Here is a 21,027-nt window from a genome sequence, read left to right as displayed (position 1 = left end):
TTTATTATACTATAAATTTTGTTTTTGAGGACATAATCAAATGTGGTACACTAAGACATTATCACTTTTCAATCATATATTGATCAGAATCCTCCTTAAATTTCTTGACATAAATCAAAATATAATATACGATTATTTTACATAATGTAACCTTAGTATACAATATGTGTATTATGTCTGTTATTATAGGAGATGCAAGCTAATGAACACTATATCTAGAAGAGAACGAGAAAAACAAACAAGAGAAGAAGCTATAATAAATGCAGCAGAAAAAATATTCATCGAAAAAAGTTATAGCGAAGCTTCAATGGAAGCGATAGCAAAAGAATGCGAGTTTACTAGGAAAACTCTTTACCAATATTTCGCTAACAAGGAAGATTTATATTATACAGTTGTAATAAGAGGTTTTACTAGACTTTTAGATTACTTTCAAAAAGAAATCAAAAATGGGAATACTGGCTTTAAAAAACTTGAAAATTTGGGCTTCGCTTATTATAAATTTTATAAAGATTTTCCTGGTACTCTTAACCTTATGAACTATATTGGATATGTTAAATCAAAGAAAGAAAACATGTATAAACGCGAGGAATTTAATAAAATAACAGACTTAGTAGCACAAACTATTGCCAAAATTATTGATGAAGGTAAATCAGATGGTAGTATTCGTACAGATATTGATACCATGAGCGCAACTCTATCTTCTGAATTTTTAACAACTGGCTTTTTTAACATGCTTTCTGTATCTGGTAACACATTTATGAGTCACTTTTCACTTAATGAAGATGACTTTATACATTTTAATATGACTTTACTCTCAGGTATTTTCCGCAATAAAAAATGATGCAGTTTTGAGGTTTCAAGTGGTTTATTTAAAGCTGCATTGCTTCCCATTTGTGACCCCTTTCTACAGGCATTCCATGTGCTGGACATACCCATTTAAATGGAATATGAGATATACTTTTTATAGAGTTCTTTAATATCGCTTCATCCCAATTCATATTTGGATAAGGCTCTATTTTTTCTTTTTTGGTTTTTACTAAATCTCCAGCAAACAATACATCCTTGTAAAGTATACAAACATGTCCTGGGGTATGACCTGGTGTTGGCATAATTTCTATATCACCAATTTTTTCATCTCCATTATAAGCATATATTTCTTCTGGCTTTTCAATCTTATTTATAATTGAAAAAATTCTTTTTATTCCCGGTCTTTTTCTATCACCTTTAATGTAGGGAATGTCCTTACTGTCCGCCCAAAGCTTAGCCCCAGTTAATCTTTGGAGCATTGCAGCATTTCCAACATGATCTAAATCATGATGAGTTAAAACTATATGCTTTATATCCTCTAAGTTTATATTCATAGCTGCAAGTTCCTTTAAAATTCCTTTTCCTTGCCATCTAAGTCCTGTATCAACAAGAATCATCTCCTTGCCAAGTATTATGTAAGCATACGCTCCCTTTGTAGCATCTAGTGCATAAACATTATCCGTTATTTTCATTTATTTTTATACCTCCCTTATTTTATAATAATCCTCTTTTTGAAAGACTTTCATACGTAGCATGTTCTTCCCTATCCTTACATATCAATATTTTCCTTTTAAATATAGGTCTTAAATATAATGCAACCATTAATCTAATAATTAAATTCTGAAAGGGATATTCATTATTATCTTTTATGTCCTTTGTAATTTTGACGCCTAAATCATGTGCCTTTTTTAGTGCTTCTTCATTTTTACAGGTTTTCTTCTCTTGTCCTTTAAACATAGTGCCAACTCCTAAATATCCTGATGCATAAGATCTTTGAAATATTGCAAAACCAAAAGTATCGGCAAGTTTTTTTGCAACTTTTTTTGCTGCTCCTTCCCCATATGCTGTTGATATTCCTGCACCATACTTTCCCCCAAGTAAAGAAGCATACAGGGTATAAGGTCCTAGACGTTCAATAAAGCATTTCATTATTGCATTGTATTCTGTGGCATATGTTGGAGAACCTAAAATAATTCCATCTGCTTCATAAATAATTTTCCTAATTTCCTCAAAATCATCTGGCAAAGGACACTTTCCTTTAGCTGTGCAATTTAAACAACCTGTACAAAAATTAAACTTATGCTGAGCTAAAAAAATTTCTTTCACTGATGCTCCCTCTTCTTCTGCACCCTTAAGCGCTTCTCTAACAAGAGTTGCAGTGTTTCCCCTCACTTTTGAACTACTTATTACTCCAACAATTTTAATATTCTTTTTCACTTTACATCTCTTCTTTCCATTAATTCTTATTCTCAAATAAAATAACACACATTGTATATTTATGTTACATATTGTAACTCAAATACACAATGTGTGCAACTACAATTGCTTTTTATTTTTTTAAAAACTTATCAAAATACTTATAAAATTCTTCTTTATTTGCTAAATGAACATTGTGATCTGGATGTGACATTTCACAAGCAATACAATTTGGAAGTAAGGCTTTCATTTTTTCAAACTCTTCATCTGGTATTCCCTCATGACTGCTCGCTCTTATCAACATTGCTGGACATTTTATATCTGGTAATAAGTAGAACCACTCTTTACTATATGCACCATTAGCTGCCATGGCCTGAGAACTAAACATCATCTCGTATCCATCCACAGTTTCAATCAAACTATTCATAAAATATTGATATTCCAAATTTGAACTCGAAGCTTGTTTAATAAAATTCTTTGCTTCGTTTAGAGTTGCAAATGGCATAGGCCAATCTTTTGTAAAAGGATCTATAAGTTTGCTTTCATCCAATGGCAATTCACTTGTTTGGGGACGTCCTGCTGCAGACACATCAAGTATAGCTATAGCCTTTACATACTCAGGATATGTAGCTGCCAAATATCCTGCTACTGCTCCACCCATTGAATGTCCTACTAAAATAATTGAATGTATTCCTAAAAAATCTAGCAATTCAATTATGTCTTCTGCCATTTCTTCAGAAGTATATTTTGATATAGGCTTACTACTAAGTCCATGTCCTCTTTGATCTGGTGCAATAATTCTATATTGTTTCCCATAGTGATTAATAAAATCTTCCCATACCTCTGCTCTTCCCCATCTTCCATGAAGACAGACAATTACTGGTTCCTGTGTTTTTGTATCAAAATAAAACATATCAATATTTTTTAGCTTAGCAATGTTCCTATATATTTTTACTTCTTTCATACTATTCGCTCCATTCATCTTAATTTGATTTTACATCCAACAGTTTTATATCAAACTATTTATTCAAAAAAAATTAAAAATTATTTTTTATTTTTTCTAAAGTTTTAAGTAACTCCTCTCTTTCATCTTGAGAAATATTTCTATACACCGTAGACAATAAATCTTCTGATACTTTATTAAACATAGGCTCTAATTTTCTTCCCTTTTCGGTTAAAGTCACAAACACTACTCTATTATCTTCAGTATCTCTGGTTTTTTGAACATAACCTTGATTTATTAATTTATTTACAAGTGCAGTTATTGTCGACTTATCTTTACCTATTTTCCTTGCAAGTTCATTCATTGTCATTTTCTCATTTTTTAAAAGTGCAAAAATAATGTCACCATGAGATGGCGCGAGTCCTTTTACTCCCCAGCTATCCATTTCATTTACAATAAACCTGTTTGCACTGTCCCTTATTTTTGAAATTAGCGATATTATATCTGTTGTTTTCATAAATCATATTATAGTTTTATATCAAACTATTGTCAATATTTATATATAATGAAACTAGCTCAACTACAAACTACATATGCACCATAATCCCTTGTAAATTGGTATTTTGGAACATAATAGTTTAAGTTTCGCAATAGTTTCACTGTAACTATAAAACATCAAAATTTTCCGATTTAAAATTGCTATAAAATCTACCGCTTTGTGCTGTAAACTTCAAAACACAATAATCCGGATCTGTAACACCCTTAGGGTAATACATTTCATCTCCATCGTTCCAAATCATCTCCTTTGACGTTTTATCCTGTAATACTTCCATTGTGCCCTTTAACATTACTCCTCTAAAAAAACGTTTATCAAAAAAATATATACAGGCTTTTGAATTTTTCGTATATTCACTTACTCTCATCGAAGATGTATTAGTAGTAAAATAAAATTCTTTTATACCTTCCCTTTTTCTTGGTTTCAGCATTGCTTTAGTGTTTGGAAAACCTTCCTCATCTACTGAACTAATAATGGAAACTCCAACTTTGTCAATCATATTACCTACAGTTTTTTCTACATTTCTCATTTTTACAACTACCTCCAGCTTTAATGCCTTAATTATATTTTCATATAGCCAGAAAGTAAATTACCCACTTTTTTGTGGGTACCATACTTAGATAAATCCTTTTTTCTTTAACTCATCTTCCATTCCACTTTCCTTCATAAGCTCAATACCTACCTGCTGCATAATTGTTAATGCATCAAGTATTCTTATACCATGCTCCGTAAGAAAATATTCTACTTTTAATGGATAACCATCAAATGTTTTTTTATCAACCATTCCAAATTCCATAAGTTCCTTTAGCTGCTCCAAAAGCATTTTTTGACTTATCCCGTTTATTTCCTTTTCAAGTGAGGATAATGATTTATTTTGACTTTTAAGTTGCCACAGTATAATTGGCTTCCATTTACCACGTGTAATATCGTGAGTAAGTTCTAAAGGACAAGTATATTGTTTTCTAATTTTCATAATAATCGCCCCAATGTTTTTAATATTTATTCTAATTAATTATATAATTTATTTTTGCCATGTAACCATAAAATGTAATTATAATTTAATAAAATACAAATATAACGGCTTTAAATTTATGCTATAATATGTTGGGCTTTTTAGAAGCTTCTTATTGCATTCAAAGGGGGACAAGCATTGTGAATAAATACAAAGGAATAGCTTATGCGCTTTTATCATCAACAGCATTTGGAGTTATGCCTATTTTAGCTAGGATCGCATATACTAATGGCTCTAATCCAACTACTGTATTAATGTTTAGATTTTTAATTTCAACCTTAATATTATACATATATTTAAAATTTAGTCATATTAATATCAACTTAAAAAAAGAGCAGACATTATTACTGATATTCATCGGCATTACCGGATATACTATAACAACTCAAGCTTTATTTATGTCCTATAATTATTTAGGTGCAGGTCTTGCAACAACTTTACATTTTATATATCCTGTTGTTGTGTGTATAGCAAGCTTTATATTCTTCAAAAATAAACTCAGTAATAAAAAAATTATATCCTTAATACTTGCTGCAATAGGTGTATATTCATTAGTTGCTTTAAAAAATAGCACTGTAAATATATTAGGAATTTCACTAGCTTTATTTTCTGGTATAGCCTATGGACTTACTCTTATTGCCCTTAACCTAAAATCTATTAGAGCTTTGGACAACAGAATAACTACTATGTATCTTTGCTTGGGTTCAACCATAGGAATGATTCTATGCGGAATATTTAATAACTCTATAACTTTGAATTTTAATTTTAAAATTGTAAGTTGTTATTTAGGAATATCCATAATTTCAACTATACTATCAATAATTTTACTTCTTAAAGCCATAGAAATAATAGGCGTATCCTCTTCATCCATACTAGGAACCTTTGAACCTATAGTAAGCGTGTTTTTAGGAATAATATTTCTCAATGAGGAATTATCATTTGCATTATTAATAGGAAGTGCATTTATACTAATTTCTACAGTTATATTAGCAAAAGATAAATCTCCAAGTTCCAATTAACTATATACAAAAGGGGCTGTCGCACTAAATATATTAAGTCATAATTTATAAATATTGCGAAGTAACAGTATCTTGGAATATTAAATACTGTTGCTTCGCTAAACCGGAAATGCAAGGTAAATTTTTCTCCGGTTCCCTACGAAAAATACCCTATAATCACCGTTAATCAATAAATGAGTGGACAAGTTCACACCCAAAATTCCGTAGGTACGGAGGAATTTTTTCCTTGCACTACCGTGGGAGTGAAGTAATACTGCTGAAGAAACGATTTAAAAAAATTCTAATAAATCTTGGTAAAAAAATCATAAAATACTTAGATATTTTAATTTGTCTGAGCGCAGAGCGAGTATAAACATACGCGGGGTTTGGGCTCAGCCCATTATCCTTCTAGAACTCAAAGCAACCACTTTTTTTAATAACCACTTAGATTTATAGAATTTTTTTAATGTTGCAAAGCAGTATTACTTCGCAATATTTCTAAATCATGATTTAACAATTTTTAGTGCGACAGCCCCCTTTTTGTACGATTAATTTATATAATTCGTTTTCCTCTTTTGCAATTCTATTTTTTATATCATTAAGTATATCGCTTGTATCTGCCTCAAAGGTATTGAGCCTATCATTAACTTTACTTTTAGTATTATATTTATTTTTATAATCTGTAAAAACGCTAGATATATCGCCCATTTCATGCATATATAAATTGGCGATATTTTTTAATTGTGTGTCTTCTCCATTAATTAAATTTGGATATAGAAACTTATCTTCATAACTCAAGTGAATTTTAAGCTTACCTGCTAAACTATTTATATGTGAAACAAAATCATCTAAATATTTTTTATAATCCTTTCTATTTATTATTTTTTCAATTTCATTTATATCCTCTATAACATCCTTGTGTTGTCTTATAAAATTATTTATATCAATCATATATATTGCCCCTCATCCTCAGTTTCATTAACCTTTTACTACTATAAGCATCATTTTAAATTTTTCAGTTGCTCTTAAAGCATGTGGAACATTAGCTGGCATAACTAACCTCTTGCTTAAGTGCCAACTTCTTTGCAAATTCTATATTCTTAAAGAATTTTCCATCCATAGCTATTCCTCCTAAATTATTCTTATTTTATCTAAAGCTTACTGCACTTATTTTATTATGTCCGTAACATAGGTTACCAATTCAAATTTAAAAAATATGAGAATGTTGCACCAAAACTTAACTTTAGGTTAATTTTTAATAATCATCAACATCAAATTCTCTATCCTTAAAATAGTACTTTCTGTCAGCATCCGTTATTTCTCGTATCACTCTACATGGATTTCCAACTGCAATAACATTATCCGGTATATCTTTTGTAACAACACTGCCAGAACCTATTACAACATTATCTCCTATATTAACACCAGGATTTATTACAGCACTACCACCTATCCATACATTATTGCCTATTGTTACTTTAATGCCATACTCATAGCCAGAATTTCTCGACTTTGGATGAATTGGATGTCCTGCTGTATAGATTGATACATTAGGCGCAAACTGAACATTTTCGCCTATTATCACCTTTCCAACGTCTAATATCGTACAGTTATAATTTGCAAAAAAATTATTTCCCACCTCAATATTTTTGCCATAATCACAATGAAATGGCTGTTCTATAAAAATATTTTCACCTGTTCTTCCAATTATATCTTTAATCATTTTATCCATTTTTTCTAATTGATCTGGACGAAGTAAATTATAATCATATATCTTTAGTTTATTTTCCATTCTATCTTCGCTAAGTCCATCTAACCATGCTTTATATGGTAATTCTTCCATCATTCTTTCCCTTTGATTCATTTTTAAATTCTCCTTTTCCTTTATATTACTATACCTATAATTTTCTCACATTATAGCATTATGGTCGTATAAATTCTTGTATTATATTATTGAAAAATAATACAATAGTATTATTTTTATTAAACTCTTAAATTATGTCCTATCCTGAACACAATACCTTTAGTCACCATATAATACTTATATTAGAAATATTAGGGAGCAAATTAAATGAGTAAATTAAAACCAGAAAAACTTTCAGTAGAGTTTAGAAAAGGGATCACCGATACAGAACCTATTATCCCCAGGCGTTATACTCTTACTCATTCTGATATAACTGCAGAGCTTTTTTTAACCATTGGATTAATATATGCCTATGACAAAGTTGATAAAAATATAAGAGATGAAGTGCTTGGCGAATGGATGAAAAAAGATGAGCATTATATTTACTATGTATACTTGCATGTAGATGGTAAGCTTGGCTTTAAAGAATCTGCCATAAGAAATTATATTTTTAGACGTGAACTACCTCTTGCTTTAGAAGCCATTAGATATGGTGATAGAAAATTTTTTAATGCACATCTTGAATTAGACGAATCTCCAATAATGGTTTCCTTCATCTCGGTAAATCCGCGGCTCAATAAAGTTGAAAACTGGGGAACTTTTTCAAATTATGATATTACAAATCCTAATAAAAAAAGGGGCTTCCATGAAAATAAGTACCTACTTGATGTTAAAATAGGTGATGTAACTGGAGATAAAATACCTGATAAAATATCCTTGTATGGTATAAAAAAAGCTCCATCAGAAATTTTCGCTGACAACATTACTGTTGTAATTGAAGATGGGCGTACACACAAAGTTGAAACCATCGCTCCTAAGTTTAATTCGGGGTACGATGCAAAAATATTTCTAGGTGATTTTACAAAAGACAAAATAAATGATATAAAACTAAGCATTGATTCAGGTGGCAGTGGGGGATATGGTTTCTTTTATGTTTATTCCTTTAAAAATAATTATTTTAAAGAAATTTTTAATTTTGATAATTATAATAAAAAATATAAATATACGGTAGATTATGCTTCCCTTTATAAAGTTGATGTTGCTAATATTACGCTGGATAAGCTTTTCATATTAGATATAAGTTATAAAGGGCGTGGATATTTATCCCAGTACTACTCTGAAGATGGCAAACTAAAGAAACCTTTGCAGGGGGAAGTGTTAGGTTTGGGAGCATTAGTTTCACTTGTAAATAACGAAAAGCTTAATTACTATGATTTGCTGGCTTTTCAACGCATCATAGGCACTTCTAACAGTGATACTCTAGGGTATATTCAAAACCTTCTATCTTGGGACGGAGAAAAATTTGCATCTTCAAGGATGCTAGCCGCTGTGCCTGGCACAAATTTAATATCTCATACCCTTAAAAATACCATTCGACATTACTAATCTCTTGCTTTATAATATATTAGTTATATCTAGCTAGTACTAAGCTAAAGTTTAAATTAATAAGCAGCTAAAGAAAGGATGCATAGGCTTTGAAATCAAACAACGACTCAGACATAAAATCATTAAAAAAAGAAATTAACTTATTAGAAGCTATTACAATGGTTGTAGGTGTAGTGATAGGATCAGGGATTTTCTTTAAAGCATCTTCAGTATTCAGTAACGCAGGGACCTCAATCTTAGGAGTACTGGCATGGGCAGTTGGAGGTATAATTACAATAGCCTCCGCACTTACAATAGCAGAAATTGCAGCAGCCATGCCTAGAACTGGTGGCATATTTGTATATCTAAAAGAGCTTTACAGCGAAAAATGGGCATTTTTATTTGGATGGATGCAAACAATCGTTTACACTCCTGGTGTTTTAGCAGCATTATCAATAGTTTTTGTAACCCAAGCAACATATTTTATATCGCTATCACCTATCAATCAAAAAATGTTGGCTATCATCATTATATTTTTTATAACTATTATAAACATAATTTCAACTAAGCTTGGCAGCAAGTTGCAATTTATATCTACAATAGCGAAGCTAATACCCATTTTTGTTATTATTGTTTTTGGACTTATAGAGGGTAAATCCCAAGGCTTTACAGCAGTATCTTCCTCCTCCAATATAACTATAGGCTTATCAGGCTTTGGAGCCGCCATCCTTGGTACTTTGTGGGCTTATGATGGTTGGGCTAACGTTAGTAACATGGCAGGAGAACTTAAAAATCCAAAGAAGGATATTCCTAGGGCTATAATTATTGGATTAACAATCACAATTGGTGTTTACATATTGATAAATATAGCAATTATAAAAACGATGCCAGTTCAAAAGGTTATAACCTCCCCAAAAGCAGCTTCTGATGCTGCAGTTATATTATTTGGCAGTAAAGGTGCTGCTCTAATTGCAGCAGGTATTATGATATCTATATTAGGTACACTTAATGGTTACTTAATGACTGGTGTAAGAGTTCCTTTTGCTATGGGGGAAGATAGATTATTTCCATTTTCAAATTTCTTTGGGAAAATCAGTCCTAAATTTGGGACTCCAATAAATGCTCTATTGTTCCAAGCAGCACTATCTTCATTATATGTATTTAGTGGTTCTTTTGAAACCTTAACAAATCTAGCTGTATTTACTATGTGGATATTTTTTGTAATGACAGTTGCAGGTATATTTATATTAAGATCGAAACACAAGGATATTAATAGACCTTATACAGTCCCCCTATTTCCTATAGTTCCAATTGTGGGTATAGGAGGCGGCGTATACATACTTATTAGCACTTTAATTAACAGTACTGCATATGCTCTATATGGTTTAGCAGTAACCGCTTTAGGAATTCCTATTTATATGTTAATAAAAAGAAACGTTAAGTAATAATCCTTCAGAACATTAAATACAAATATTTAGAAGCAATCACAATAGTGAAGGGTTTTAACTCGCCTTGTGCGTTAAAACCCTTCACTTAAATTATTTCATTATTTTAAATATACTCGCAGAACAAGCCGGCGCGGTAATAATGCTTTTATCTATAACAGCCTCACCATTATTTGAGTAAATTACCTCACAGCTTAAATTCTCATTTACTTCACACGAAGCCCCCTTTTTTGAAGGATTCAACACAACTAATATGCTTCCTTCTTTTCCAGTTCTCTTATAAATAAATGGATAAGTTTTTTCTTCAGCATATAAAAATTCTATTCCTGCATTAGAACAAAGAGGTTCATTTTCAACTCTTAAATTAGTTAATCTCTTTACTTCTTTATATAAGGAATTTTCAGTTTCCATCTGCCTCTTTACCGTAGGTCTATCCTCATCTGGATCCTGCATGATATATAAATCTTCCTTTTTAGCAGTAGAAAATCCTGCATTAACAGTGTTGTCCCACTGCATTGGAGTACGAGAACCTGTTCTTGCATAACCGCCTTCTACTGATGTAATATTTTCTAAATACTTCATTCCTATTTCATCACCATAATATATAAAAGGTGCTCCAGGCATTGTAAGTAAAAATGCAAAAGCTATTTTTAGCTCTTCATCATCCAATTTATGTGCAATTCTTGGCATATCATGATTACCAGAAGGAATACACATAAGTCCTTTTCCATTAGTTAGTTTATAATTTTCCATATACTTATTAGCAAACTTAGATATATCCCCCTTTCCCTCTCTTGAGAAATAAGGATTTTCACTTCTGAATAAATCCATGTAGTTAGATGTTCCAAAGTGGAGCAGAAAATCCATATGAAAACCACCTTCTAATGACTTTTCTGGCTCTCCCCATTCAGAAATAAGCACTGCTTCTGGAAACTTCTCATCCAAAAAGTTTCTAAAATTCTGCCACAATTTAATAGTTTCCTTACTATCATCATCATTTTTTACGAGTGAGCCAGCCATATCTACTCTAAAACCATCACAGCCCATACTAAGCCAAAAACTCATTACTTCTTTCATGGCCTCCCTTGTAGCAATTGCCTCCTTTGAAGAAGTTGAAAACTGCCAGCTCTCCTGTGGATTTGCAAATCCATAATTAAGTGCTGGCTGCATAGAAAGAAAATTCACTGCACAGCATCCATTTCTATCAGACATTCCGCGAATAGATCCAAAGACACCTTGAACATCCTTAAAATCTGTCCAAATATCATCTGTCCAAACATATCTATTTGTATACTCATTTTCTGTTGGTTTCATGGATTCCTTAAACCAAGGATGTTTAACAGAAGTATGTCCAGGCACCAAATCTAAAATCACATGCATATTTTTTTCATGTGCCTTTTCAAATAACTCTTTTAAAGCTTCATTTGTTCCATAGCGCGGGGCTACATTAAAATAATCTTCAACATCATAACCAGCATCATAAAAAGGAGAAGCAAAACACGGATTAAGCCATATTGCATTGCAGCCTAACTCTCGAACATAATCTAACTTTTCTATAATACCCTGAATATCTCCAATACCATCAGAATTAGTATCTTTAAAGCTTTGCGGATAAATTTCATAAAATACAGCATTGTCAAGCCATTTTGACATAATAATTCCTCCTATAATATACAAATGTAATTTTCAATAACATAATATCAATATATAATCATTAATTCTTGCAAAATATTCATTTAAAATAACATAATATTCGCAAGTAACCATTGAAGAGATTGAGAAATCTGATACAATAAAAAATAGAAAGGATTGAGAAGCATGAATTACTCCCTAAAAGAAGAAAAATCTCACGGAACATCATTATATCCATTTGAAATTTATCATATGCATAACGAAAACGCCAAAATGTTTGTTTTACACCACTGGCATAACTATGTTGAAATAATATATGTAAAATCCGGGAAACTTTTTATTAACATCAATAATGAACAGTATGTGGGCACACCTGGTGACATATTTATTATCAATGAGGAGGAACTGCATGAAATGTACTCAGAAGATACTAAAACCTTGTACCATGCATTTTTATTTCCTATACAATATCTAAATTTTGAAATGAAGGATCTTGTAGAAAGCTCATATCTTGAGTCTCTTTATAATCAAGATATTATATTCGTAAATAAACTTCCTACTAACTCAGAAGTTTATGAAGAAATACTTAGTGAACTAGAAACTTTAATTCGCTTGAACTTTTCAAAAGAAACTGCATATCAATTTGCAACTAAGATATCACTTTTGAAAATAGTATATCTTTCGGTAAAGGGAGATCTTATAAAGGAAAGAAAATCTAGTATTTCTTTGGCTAAATATAATAAATTAAACTTGTTAAAAAATATCACTTCATATATATACGAAAATTATAATAGCAAAATTTACTTAAAAACCATTGCCAGCGAGTTTAACATGTCACCAAAATATTTTTGCAAATTCTTTAAAGATAACTTTGGAAAAACCTTTATTGAATATGTAAAAGGGCTTCGCATAGAAAAATCTATGGACATGCTCGCTAATACGGATTTATCAATTATGGATATTGCCTTTGCAAATGGTTTTGAAAACTTTAGTTACTACATTCGAACCTTTAAAAAATTGATAGGCTGCACTCCTTTATCTTATAGAAAGAAAAAATTGCAAAATAACAGTGCTTTGGAACATTAAAAATAAGCCTGGAATAACACCAAAGCAATCCATCATGCATAATATTATATAAAAACTAATTCCATTCTTTTAAAGCACCACTTAATATTTTTTATTACATCATTATTTGTGCTATAATTGGACTAACTAAAACAATTATAAAAAAGTGAGGTTTTATTTTGAAGATTATTGATTTAACACATACTATTTCAAAAGGCATGCCTGTCTATCCAGGTACAGATGGACCAAAATTAGAGGTGGCAAATACCTATGAAAAAAGTGGATTTAAGGAAACTTTACTTACAATGTTCTCTCATACGGGAACACATATGGATCCACCTGCACATTTATTTGCCCAAAGAACTACTCTAGATAAACTTCCAATAACTCAATTTGTAGGCAGTGGACTAGTTATTGATTGTAGTGATTTAAAAAAAGGACAAAGAATTACTATGAACTATATTGAATCTGTAAAGGAAAAAGCTGATAAGGCAAATTTCATTTTATTTAATACTGGTTGGGATAAACTTTGGGGAACAAGGTCCTATTTTGGGGAATATCCATATATCACAGAAGAAGTTGCTGAATATTTAATTCAAAGTAAAAAGAAAGGCGTTGGGCTAGATGTAATAGGTATAGATCCTATTTCAGATGATCACTTAACTATACATCGCAAACTTTTTGCTAAAAATGATATAGTTGTAATTGAAAACTTAACTTGCCTAAACAAAATTGGAAGTGAGTTATTTACCTTCTGTGCTCTTCCAATAAAGTATGAAAACTCTGATGGCGCACCTATTCGTGCAATTGCTATAATAAATGATTAAAACATATACAGTTACAATTAAAATAATAAAAATGCACAATTCGGACATTAAAACTGTGCATTTTTATCTCTATAATTCATGATTTACTATAAGCATCTGTAACTTTTGCAACATAATCATCATATCCTGATTTAGCTAACACTATAATAGGCTGATTCTGACCTGCTATTTCAACTCGATATGCCTGTGATTCGTCCTTGTCGAGATGCTTATCTCGCTTAACACTAATTTGATTTTTATTTGCAACCCTATAATCTTCTAGTATTTCTTCAACTCTATCTTCTAAATTTCCCGTTGCACATTCAAGTTCCCTAATTCTATCAATTGCTTCATCAATTTTTTCCATTATGTTATCCTCCCATAGATTAGTTCTATTTTTATTATGACTTAAAAGTAGTTAATTATTCTGACAGCGGAAACTTGTATCAAAATCATATTTTTAACTAGTATGAATAGTTAATTACTCCTTCTCCAAACTCCTCCATAATTTTCGATTTATCTCCATTTAAACTAATTTGCAAGGTTGGTGCAAATGTCCCTCCATATCTAAGCTGTCCATTAACATGATATTCATTTATAAAACTTATAACATCATGTCCAGATACTAAATACCACGAGTATGTTTGATATGGATCATTAGCTGGATTGGTTATTACAAGTCCATTTTTATTTAAAGGTTTATAATTACTGCGTAAAGAATTGCCCAAAAAACCATATAACCCATCTGGACCATTTAGCCCTGGAGCATAAGTAAATCTATGACTTATAATAAATAAGTAGTATTTATTTTCCTTAACTACAACCTCTGGACGTTCAAGCTGCTGATTGACACCAACTGCTTCAAGTAATGGCGGCAGCAGTTTAAATTTTGTCAAATCCTTATTTTCTGCAACAGCAATACCAATATTTCCGTTAAAGTTTTCTGCTCCTTGTGGTACTGTATGATTTTTAAGAAATAATTTATCACCTATATTTTCAGGTTTTATTTTCACATTTTTTCCGCCTTTGTTTCCTTCAAACAGCAAATAATCCTTTCCAGTTTTAGGGTCTTCAAAAAAATATGGATCACGAAAAGAATATATTATAGGTCCTTTTGCTTGCTGCATGGTTTGATAGTATACGCCATCTGGCTCAAGAATAACTTGATGCTTGCTCCAATTTGAAATATGAACTCCATTTTTATCCCCATTTATACTAAAGGTAGTTTTAACTAATCGCTGCTCAAAAGTTCTAACCGCTTCTCCCTTTCTGCCAGTAGCAGTATAGAAAAACTGAACCCTTCCATTTTCATCAAGCATAGCTGATCCTGCCCATTGCCTGGACCCAAGAGCATCTTCTATATTATAAGCTGGGCCTTTATACATCCAATCCTTACCATTCTTTGAACAAAAATAACTTATAACTGCAACATCATGACGTTTATTCCAATCTACATTTCTAGGTGCAGTTAAGGCAAAAATAACCTTGTACCCATCAACTACCGCTAGAGAGCCATTCCTTTTAAGAAGTGTCCAAGTATCCCAAACCCAAAGATTAGGAACTACAAGTTTAAAATTTGGATTAATATTAGGTGCTGTATTTTCCTTTGTAAATTTGAAACCTTGCGCTTGCTGGCGTGACCAAATACTAGTATGTTCTAAATTAATTGCATTATGACTTAATATTAAAAAGATAGTCAGCACTATTCCCAAACTAACTATTAAGACAAATATTTTCTTATAAGTTTCTCCTTTTTTCAAATAAACCTCTCCTATCTTTTAATATTATGTACTTAATTGAGCTTTCTCTTATAGTTCCACATTTTCAAAATATATATTTAATCAATATGCTTAATTATAATATTTTTAAAGATGGCTTTACCTCCAACAGAGAAAAGGGTTATTCCTTTGTCGTTTAAATTAGGAAATACCTCACTTGAGTAAACTACCTTACCATCATCAATAAATACTTCTACACTTACTTTATCCACTAAAATTCTTAAATGAGCGCTCTTCTTATTTTTATCGAAGGTTGCTCTGCTTTCAACATATTTCCCACTTTTATCTGGATTTCCTGTATAAGCTCTATTCACATAAGAATATTGGCCTTCAGCAAAGATTCCAACATCAATATGATGTTTTTTATCTGCTGATTCTCGAAGCCTAAGTCCTACATTCTTTGCATATACCCAGCTAATATCTACATCAAGTTGATACGCTTTACCTTGAACTTTAAGAAGCTTTGATCCTGTCACTGAAATTTGCTTAAAATAATCAGTTGATGTTATAATGCTATCCAAATTTTCAACAGGCTGTGAGAATAAACTATATGTATTGTCTTCTTGTTTTTTTAAGCTAATTTGGCGCACAATAGAATCCATTCCATTGAAACCATTCTGCATTGTTGGTGTGTTATTAGAATAATCCCAGTTGTTCATCCATGCTAAAGCATAGCGTTTTCTAAATCTATCACTACTGATGCCGCTATCAAAGGTCACAGCTGCATACCAGTCAAAACCGTAATCAAGCCATTGAGGTTCACTTTCATCCGCAATAAATTCTTTTCCGTTATAACTTCCTACCCAATACGCATAAGTATTTGGTTTACCTGAAGCTTTACCATTAGCACTGGCACCTAAAATCCACTTATAATTTCCGTCATTTGCCTGCAACATAAAAATATCTGGACATTCTACAATACCTATATTATCTGTCAAAAAACCGCCTGTATATTGCCAACTTTTTAAATTATGAGATTCATAAAAACCAATTTTTGTCCCTTCAGCTAAGACCATCACCCATTTATTATTCTTGATATCCCAAATAACTTTTGGATCTCTAAAATCTTTTGTTCCTGGGTTAGGTATTATTGGCTGATTACCATAAGCTTTAAATGTTCTTCCTTTATCTGTGCTGTACCAAAGAAATTGTTCCTGTCGACTACCACTCGCAGAAGGTTGTGTTACTATAGCAACAATTGCACCTTTTCCAAAACCCGCTGTATTTTGTACATCGACAACAGCAGATCCCGACCATATGTCTCCATTCTTATTTGTGTATTTAGGAATAGCTACTCCCTCATCCCTCCAGTTTACTAAATCTTTAGATGTTGCCTGACGCCATTCAGTACCATTGCCATTTGGATAATTCTTATTATATAGATAATAGTAATGATACTCTCCGTCAAAAAATATAGGTCTTTGCGGATCATTTTTCCACTTGCTAGGAGTTGTAAAATGATACACTTCTCTATAATTTTGCTTTTGAAAAACAGTAGCTTTACTTCTATTATTATTTTTCCTATAAAAAAATAATAATAGAAGTAATATTGCAGCAGTGCAAATCATTAAAACGGTTAATAATTTAAGTTTTTTTCTCTTCAAATTAATGCATTCCCTTACTCATTTATATACAAAACTTATATGTAAAAAATGCCGATAAGATATCGGCATTTTAATATTTTGCTATGCTTTAAATAAGTGTTGATATTATATGTTAGAGTCTGTTAATGGCATAAGCTTTTATCAACATTCTTTTAAACCACAACCTAATATTTCTTACTTGTCAACAGTAAGTTGTCCTTGCTCAAGTATGCTATTTGATACAACTGATGTTTTTGTTCCTTGAATGTTAAGTAAAAAGCTTGGTGCAAAACTAGAATGATGGTCTGTATATAGTCCTCTATTTGTTATGTAACTTGTTATTACTACATTTTTGCCATTGGTTTGTGGTACGGCAAAATGAGAATACGTAAATGTTGTGTCAGCAGGATCAATGTTTAGATTTAATACAAGACCAGTTTTATTTAATGGTTTGTATGGTCCAGTTAAAGAATCTGAAGTAAATCCTAACATGTATATATCTCTGGCACTTATTCCGTCAATTGTCATTTTAGATCCTCTTGAATCTGTGAATAAATACCACTTACCATTCATTTTAAATACATTAGCACGTTCAATCTCATCTGTTACGGTATTAGATGCAATTAATGGTTTCATTTCTTTTTTTAATGTGTAATCATTATTCAATTCAATAATGCCTAGTGCTCCATTAGCTAAAGAAGCATCGTGCTTTTTAGTGCCAACTAATAATTTATCTTTTTCTGTTTGGAAGAAACCTTCACTTCCACCATAGAAAGCTTTGTTGAATAAAGAGTTATCTCCTTGGTAACCATCCTCTGTTCCCGTATTAGCTTCAAATACAAGATACTTATGACCATTATCTTCAACATAATGGGGATCTCTCAAGGTATGGTTATCACCAGAAATCCACTTTCCTTCATCTATAAACTGCTGAACATTTTGATAGATTGTCCCATTTCCTCCATCAAAAACAGACTTATGATCACTTACACCATCAATCTTAAGGGTGCTTGCATCTGGTATAGATAGATTTACTTGAGCGGTTGTTAAAACTTGATTACTAGCATCTGTTCCTCCATCCTTTGCAGCTCCTGAAAAATCTGTGTAAAATAAACGAACCTTACCATCAGATGTTAAAGTTGCGGAGCCTGACCACTCTTGTGTTTGATACTTAAGATAAGAATCATTGGCAGCAAATTTGTCACTATCTTTAAATACTCTACCTGCATTCTTCCAACTGTCAATAGACGTTTCGCCAATTTTCTGATAGAACAAGTAAATAGAAGTATCATCCGGGTTCTTTGGATCACCTGCTAAAGCAAAAACAACATGATATCCATGATAATTTGCTGCTGTTCCATCTGCATTTTGCAGTGGCCAGCTATCCCATACATCCAAATCTATCAAATTACCATCTTTATCATAACCCTTTGCTGAAGCTATATTTTTTAATGTTGATGCATTAAATTGAGGTACCTTAAATTGTGGACTGTTTTCTTGTGCAGGTATCTTTAACATATCATAACGAGTAATATGAGAAATTCCATATGTCTCTTTATAATCCATGCTACTAGTTGCAGCAAAAATTTGCTGAGTTATAAGTCCACTACAAATTATAGAACCAATTAAAATACGCTTTACAATTTTCAACTTATTCATTACTAAAACCTCCAAATAATCATTTTCCCCTACCAAAATAAATTGTAGATATACTTTTTTACATTTATGTTATCCCCCTTTCAATATATACATACGCAGGCTTTAGTGTTTTTTTAAGGTATATTAAAAATTAAATTAAATTTTATTTTTTACTTTATTGGATATGAACTATTTTACTAAGCATATTATTCATAGTTTCCTTGTCGATTGGCTATATTAATAAGCTCTTCTACAGACTTTTTATTTAAATCATTAAATTTATAAGAAGGATTCTTTTTTATGGCTTCGTTTATCAAAATAAACTTATCGATTGGAACACCTATTTGTTTTGATTTTTTATAATCAATTTCATTTCCCAATACAATCATAGCTTTTGCATTTATCTTATTATCCCTAATGTAATGCTCAACTGAACTATCAATGCTTTCATCATTAATTTTCTTACTAGAAGACGCTATTGTTATTACAATTGTATTTTCTTTCTTCTGTGAAATAACATTTTCATCTTGAGCTACTTTAATAAATTTATTAATCACTGTATTGGTGGATTTAAATTGAGATCTATCTATCTTTCTAGCAATAACGCTTCCTCTTTTATTTGCTCCCTGTAATTTTACTATTTTTGTGAAATAATTGTAGTGTATTTCCATGGCTGCATTTTTATTATTACTTGGATTTATACTAACGATTACATATTCTCGTGTAAAAAAGGAACCATAAATTGAATAACTTGCTAAAATAATAATAAAGATTGCGGCTGCAGCTAAAGCAAATCGTCTAAAAGTTTTTTCTATATTTATTTTTTGTCTTTTGATAATAATCTTTTCTCCAATTTCTACCTTTCTATCTAACTTATCTACCTCTACAAAGTCACCTTTTTCTGTTAATATGACAAGTTTATATTCTAATTCTTCCATTACAATTCCCTTCATATTCTCACCTTCATTCTATGTACTCTTGTATCAATTCATAGTCACCTATTGTAGCAATTACTAATGCAATAATATATATTCTTCCTCTTTCAAGTTTCTTACGATTTATGCATATACTCTTCTCTATTTCCTTTAAGGGCAATCTTTTTATGCTTATCAATTTATGAAGGATATCTTGATTCTGTACAATAAAACGAGCAATATCCTTATAAGTTTTTTTTAGTCTTTCTTGCTTGGGAGAAACCTGCACTAGGTCTATAAATTCAATTCCCCATTCCTTTAGTTCCTTTTTATATTCTAAAATTTCTAATTTTCTCATTTCATTTACATTTCTATGTTTATACTCTTCCATAGCTTTATTAAGCATTACAGTGCTTGCATCTTCATTTTCTACACCATAATTTCCTTGCAAATAAACTGTATTTTCCGATTTTTTATTTTTTCTATAATAATCTATCCCTCTTAAAACAATAACTTGTCTGGCAAAATTTAAAAATTTACCTTTACTTTTATCATATGACTCTACAGCTTCTTTAAAAGCCATCATACCAATTGAAAGCTCATCATCATATCCATACTGCAGATATTTTCCTGCTTTTTTCTGCAAAGTGCTTGCTATAAAAGGTTTATACTCCTGAATTAACTTATTTAATTCTTCTCGGTCATTTTTTGCCTTCTCTACTCGATCCTCAAGGGATTTCTTAAAAAACATATTTTCACCTCACAATAAAATCTTCCATATATATTCGATATAGAGCTTGTAAATATTAAGGTTACACATACTTAAAGTTAATAATTATTTTTTACATTTGCTATGTTTTAAAAGAATGAGGCTCTGCAAAGCTAAGTAAAATAATATAAAAAAATTAGCCTTCACTCTACTCCCTACTCTATTTAAAAGTTTTTCGGTAACATTTATAGTCTATATAAAATTAGTGCACAACTCACAGTTCTCAATTCACTTTAACTGTGAATTGTACATTGTCAATCGTGCACTAAAATATATTACTTGTAAATCTTCGTAAATACAATTTTCACTTTCTAGCCAATCTATAGATAAACAAGTTGAAAAGTAAAAATTAGTAATAGTAATTTTTACCATAAGCAATAGATTTGATTTGAGCTAT

At 31.1% G+C, this 21,027-nt stretch carries 20 protein-coding genes and 1 pseudogene; 6 read left to right on the top strand and 15 right to left on the bottom strand.

Going from position 1 to position 21,027, the window contains the following annotated elements; genetic code table 11:
* Positions 1–202: 202 nt before the first annotated feature.
* Entirely contained in the window at positions 203–841 is a 639-nt protein-coding gene (locus LQK79_RS19075) for a TetR/AcrR family transcriptional regulator (protein ID WP_231017525.1), read from the top strand.
* 28 nt (positions 842–869) lie between these two features.
* Here LQK79_RS19075 and LQK79_RS19070 read toward each other — a convergent pair whose 3' ends face one another.
* From LQK79_RS19070 to LQK79_RS19045, 6 genes are all read right to left on the bottom strand, one after another.
* Positions 870–1,499: an MBL fold metallo-hydrolase gene (locus LQK79_RS19070; protein ID WP_231017524.1), complete on the bottom strand. Its 630-nt coding sequence runs from the start codon at positions 1,497–1,499 to the stop codon at positions 870–872.
* A 22-nt stretch (positions 1,500–1,521) separates the two neighbouring features.
* A complete protein-coding gene (locus LQK79_RS19065; protein ID WP_231017523.1) occupies positions 1,522–2,244 on the bottom strand; it encodes a flavodoxin family protein in 723 nt (240 codons plus the stop codon).
* A 112-nt stretch (positions 2,245–2,356) separates the two neighbouring features.
* On the bottom strand, positions 2,357–3,187 hold the full coding sequence (locus tag LQK79_RS19060) for an alpha/beta fold hydrolase (RefSeq protein ID WP_231017522.1): 831 nt from the start codon (positions 3,185–3,187) through the stop codon (positions 2,357–2,359).
* 73 nt (positions 3,188–3,260) lie between these two features.
* Positions 3,261–3,683, bottom strand: a complete 423-nt coding sequence (locus LQK79_RS19055) for a MarR family winged helix-turn-helix transcriptional regulator (protein ID WP_231017521.1) — start codon at positions 3,681–3,683, stop codon at positions 3,261–3,263.
* Between the two features lie 148 nt (positions 3,684–3,831).
* Positions 3,832–4,251 carry a pyridoxamine 5'-phosphate oxidase family protein gene (locus LQK79_RS19050; protein WP_231017520.1) on the bottom strand — a complete coding sequence of 140 codons (420 nt, stop codon included), beginning with the start codon at positions 4,249–4,251 and terminating at the stop codon, positions 3,832–3,834.
* Positions 4,252–4,338: 87 nt separating this feature from the next.
* The gene (locus LQK79_RS19045) at positions 4,339–4,695 is read right to left on the bottom strand and encodes a winged helix-turn-helix transcriptional regulator (RefSeq protein ID WP_053243396.1); all 357 of its coding nucleotides are present in this window, start codon (positions 4,693–4,695) and stop codon (positions 4,339–4,341) included.
* Positions 4,696–4,874: 179 nt separating this feature from the next.
* On the opposite strand from LQK79_RS19045, the gene LQK79_RS19040 reads away from it, so the two are divergent.
* Positions 4,875–5,753, top strand: coding sequence for a DMT family transporter (locus LQK79_RS19040; RefSeq protein WP_231017519.1), 879 nt, complete (start codon positions 4,875–4,877; stop codon positions 5,751–5,753).
* A 489-nt stretch (positions 5,754–6,242) separates the two neighbouring features.
* Here the strand turns inward: LQK79_RS19040 and LQK79_RS19035 are convergent, their stop codons facing one another.
* Both LQK79_RS19035 and LQK79_RS19030 read right to left on the bottom strand, forming a co-directional pair.
* On the bottom strand, positions 6,243–6,683 hold the full coding sequence (locus LQK79_RS19035) for a hemerythrin domain-containing protein (protein WP_231017518.1): 441 nt from the start codon (positions 6,681–6,683) through the stop codon (positions 6,243–6,245).
* A 304-nt stretch (positions 6,684–6,987) separates the two neighbouring features.
* Positions 6,988–7,596: a sugar O-acetyltransferase gene (locus LQK79_RS19030; protein ID WP_231017517.1), complete on the bottom strand. Its 609-nt coding sequence runs from the start codon at positions 7,594–7,596 to the stop codon at positions 6,988–6,990.
* A gap of 207 nt (positions 7,597–7,803) precedes the next feature.
* Between LQK79_RS19030 and LQK79_RS19025 the strand changes: the two are divergent.
* Positions 7,804–8,253, top strand: a pseudogene (locus LQK79_RS19025) (staygreen family protein); the annotation flags it as partial.
* Positions 8,254–9,110: 857 nt separating this feature from the next.
* A complete protein-coding gene (locus tag LQK79_RS19020) occupies positions 9,111–10,445 on the top strand; it encodes an APC family permease (protein WP_053242956.1) in 1,335 nt (444 codons plus the stop codon).
* A gap of 93 nt (positions 10,446–10,538) precedes the next feature.
* Here LQK79_RS19020 and LQK79_RS19015 read toward each other — a convergent pair whose 3' ends face one another.
* On the bottom strand, positions 10,539–12,098 hold the full coding sequence (locus tag LQK79_RS19015) for an alpha-amylase family glycosyl hydrolase (protein WP_231017516.1): 1,560 nt from the start codon (positions 12,096–12,098) through the stop codon (positions 10,539–10,541).
* 165 nt (positions 12,099–12,263) lie between these two features.
* Between LQK79_RS19015 and LQK79_RS19010 the strand changes: the two genes are divergently transcribed.
* Complete coding sequence (locus LQK79_RS19010) at positions 12,264–13,163, top strand: AraC family transcriptional regulator (RefSeq protein ID WP_053242958.1); 900 nt, start codon at positions 12,264–12,266, stop codon at positions 13,161–13,163.
* Between the two features lie 158 nt (positions 13,164–13,321).
* A complete protein-coding gene (locus LQK79_RS19005; RefSeq protein WP_231017515.1) occupies positions 13,322–13,969 on the top strand; it encodes a cyclase family protein in 648 nt (215 codons plus the stop codon).
* A 76-nt stretch (positions 13,970–14,045) separates the two neighbouring features.
* Here LQK79_RS19005 and LQK79_RS19000 read toward each other — a convergent pair whose 3' ends face one another.
* From LQK79_RS19000 to sigI, 6 genes are all read right to left on the bottom strand, one after another.
* On the bottom strand, positions 14,046–14,315 hold the full coding sequence (locus LQK79_RS19000; RefSeq protein ID WP_053242960.1) for a hypothetical protein: 270 nt from the start codon (positions 14,313–14,315) through the stop codon (positions 14,046–14,048).
* Between the two features lie 97 nt (positions 14,316–14,412).
* Positions 14,413–15,708, bottom strand: coding sequence for a glycoside hydrolase family 68 protein (locus tag LQK79_RS18995; RefSeq protein ID WP_231017514.1), 1,296 nt, complete (start codon positions 15,706–15,708; stop codon positions 14,413–14,415).
* Positions 15,709–15,785: 77 nt separating this feature from the next.
* Positions 15,786–17,330: a glycoside hydrolase family 32 protein gene (locus tag LQK79_RS18990; RefSeq protein WP_331000775.1), complete on the bottom strand. Its 1,545-nt coding sequence runs from the start codon at positions 17,328–17,330 to the stop codon at positions 15,786–15,788.
* 174 nt (positions 17,331–17,504) lie between these two features.
* Entirely contained in the window at positions 17,505–18,968 is a 1,464-nt protein-coding gene (locus LQK79_RS18985) for a glycoside hydrolase family 68 protein (RefSeq protein WP_231017513.1), read from the bottom strand.
* Between the two features lie 185 nt (positions 18,969–19,153).
* Positions 19,154–19,900: an anti-sigma-I factor RsgI family protein gene (locus LQK79_RS18980; RefSeq protein ID WP_231017512.1), complete on the bottom strand. Its 747-nt coding sequence runs from the start codon at positions 19,898–19,900 to the stop codon at positions 19,154–19,156.
* A 10-nt stretch (positions 19,901–19,910) separates the two neighbouring features.
* Positions 19,911–20,612 (bottom strand): RNA polymerase sigma factor SigI, encoded by a 702-nt coding sequence (sigI, locus tag LQK79_RS18975; protein ID WP_231017511.1) that lies wholly within the window; start codon positions 20,610–20,612, stop codon positions 19,911–19,913.
* Between the last annotated feature and the right edge of the window lie 415 nt (positions 20,613–21,027).

Origin of the sequence: Clostridium guangxiense (genome assembly GCF_021043395.1) — a bacterium.
Classification (GTDB): domain Bacteria; phylum Bacillota; class Clostridia; order Clostridiales; family Clostridiaceae; genus Clostridium_S; species Clostridium_S guangxiense.
This window is presented reverse-complemented; position numbering and strand designations above follow the sequence as displayed.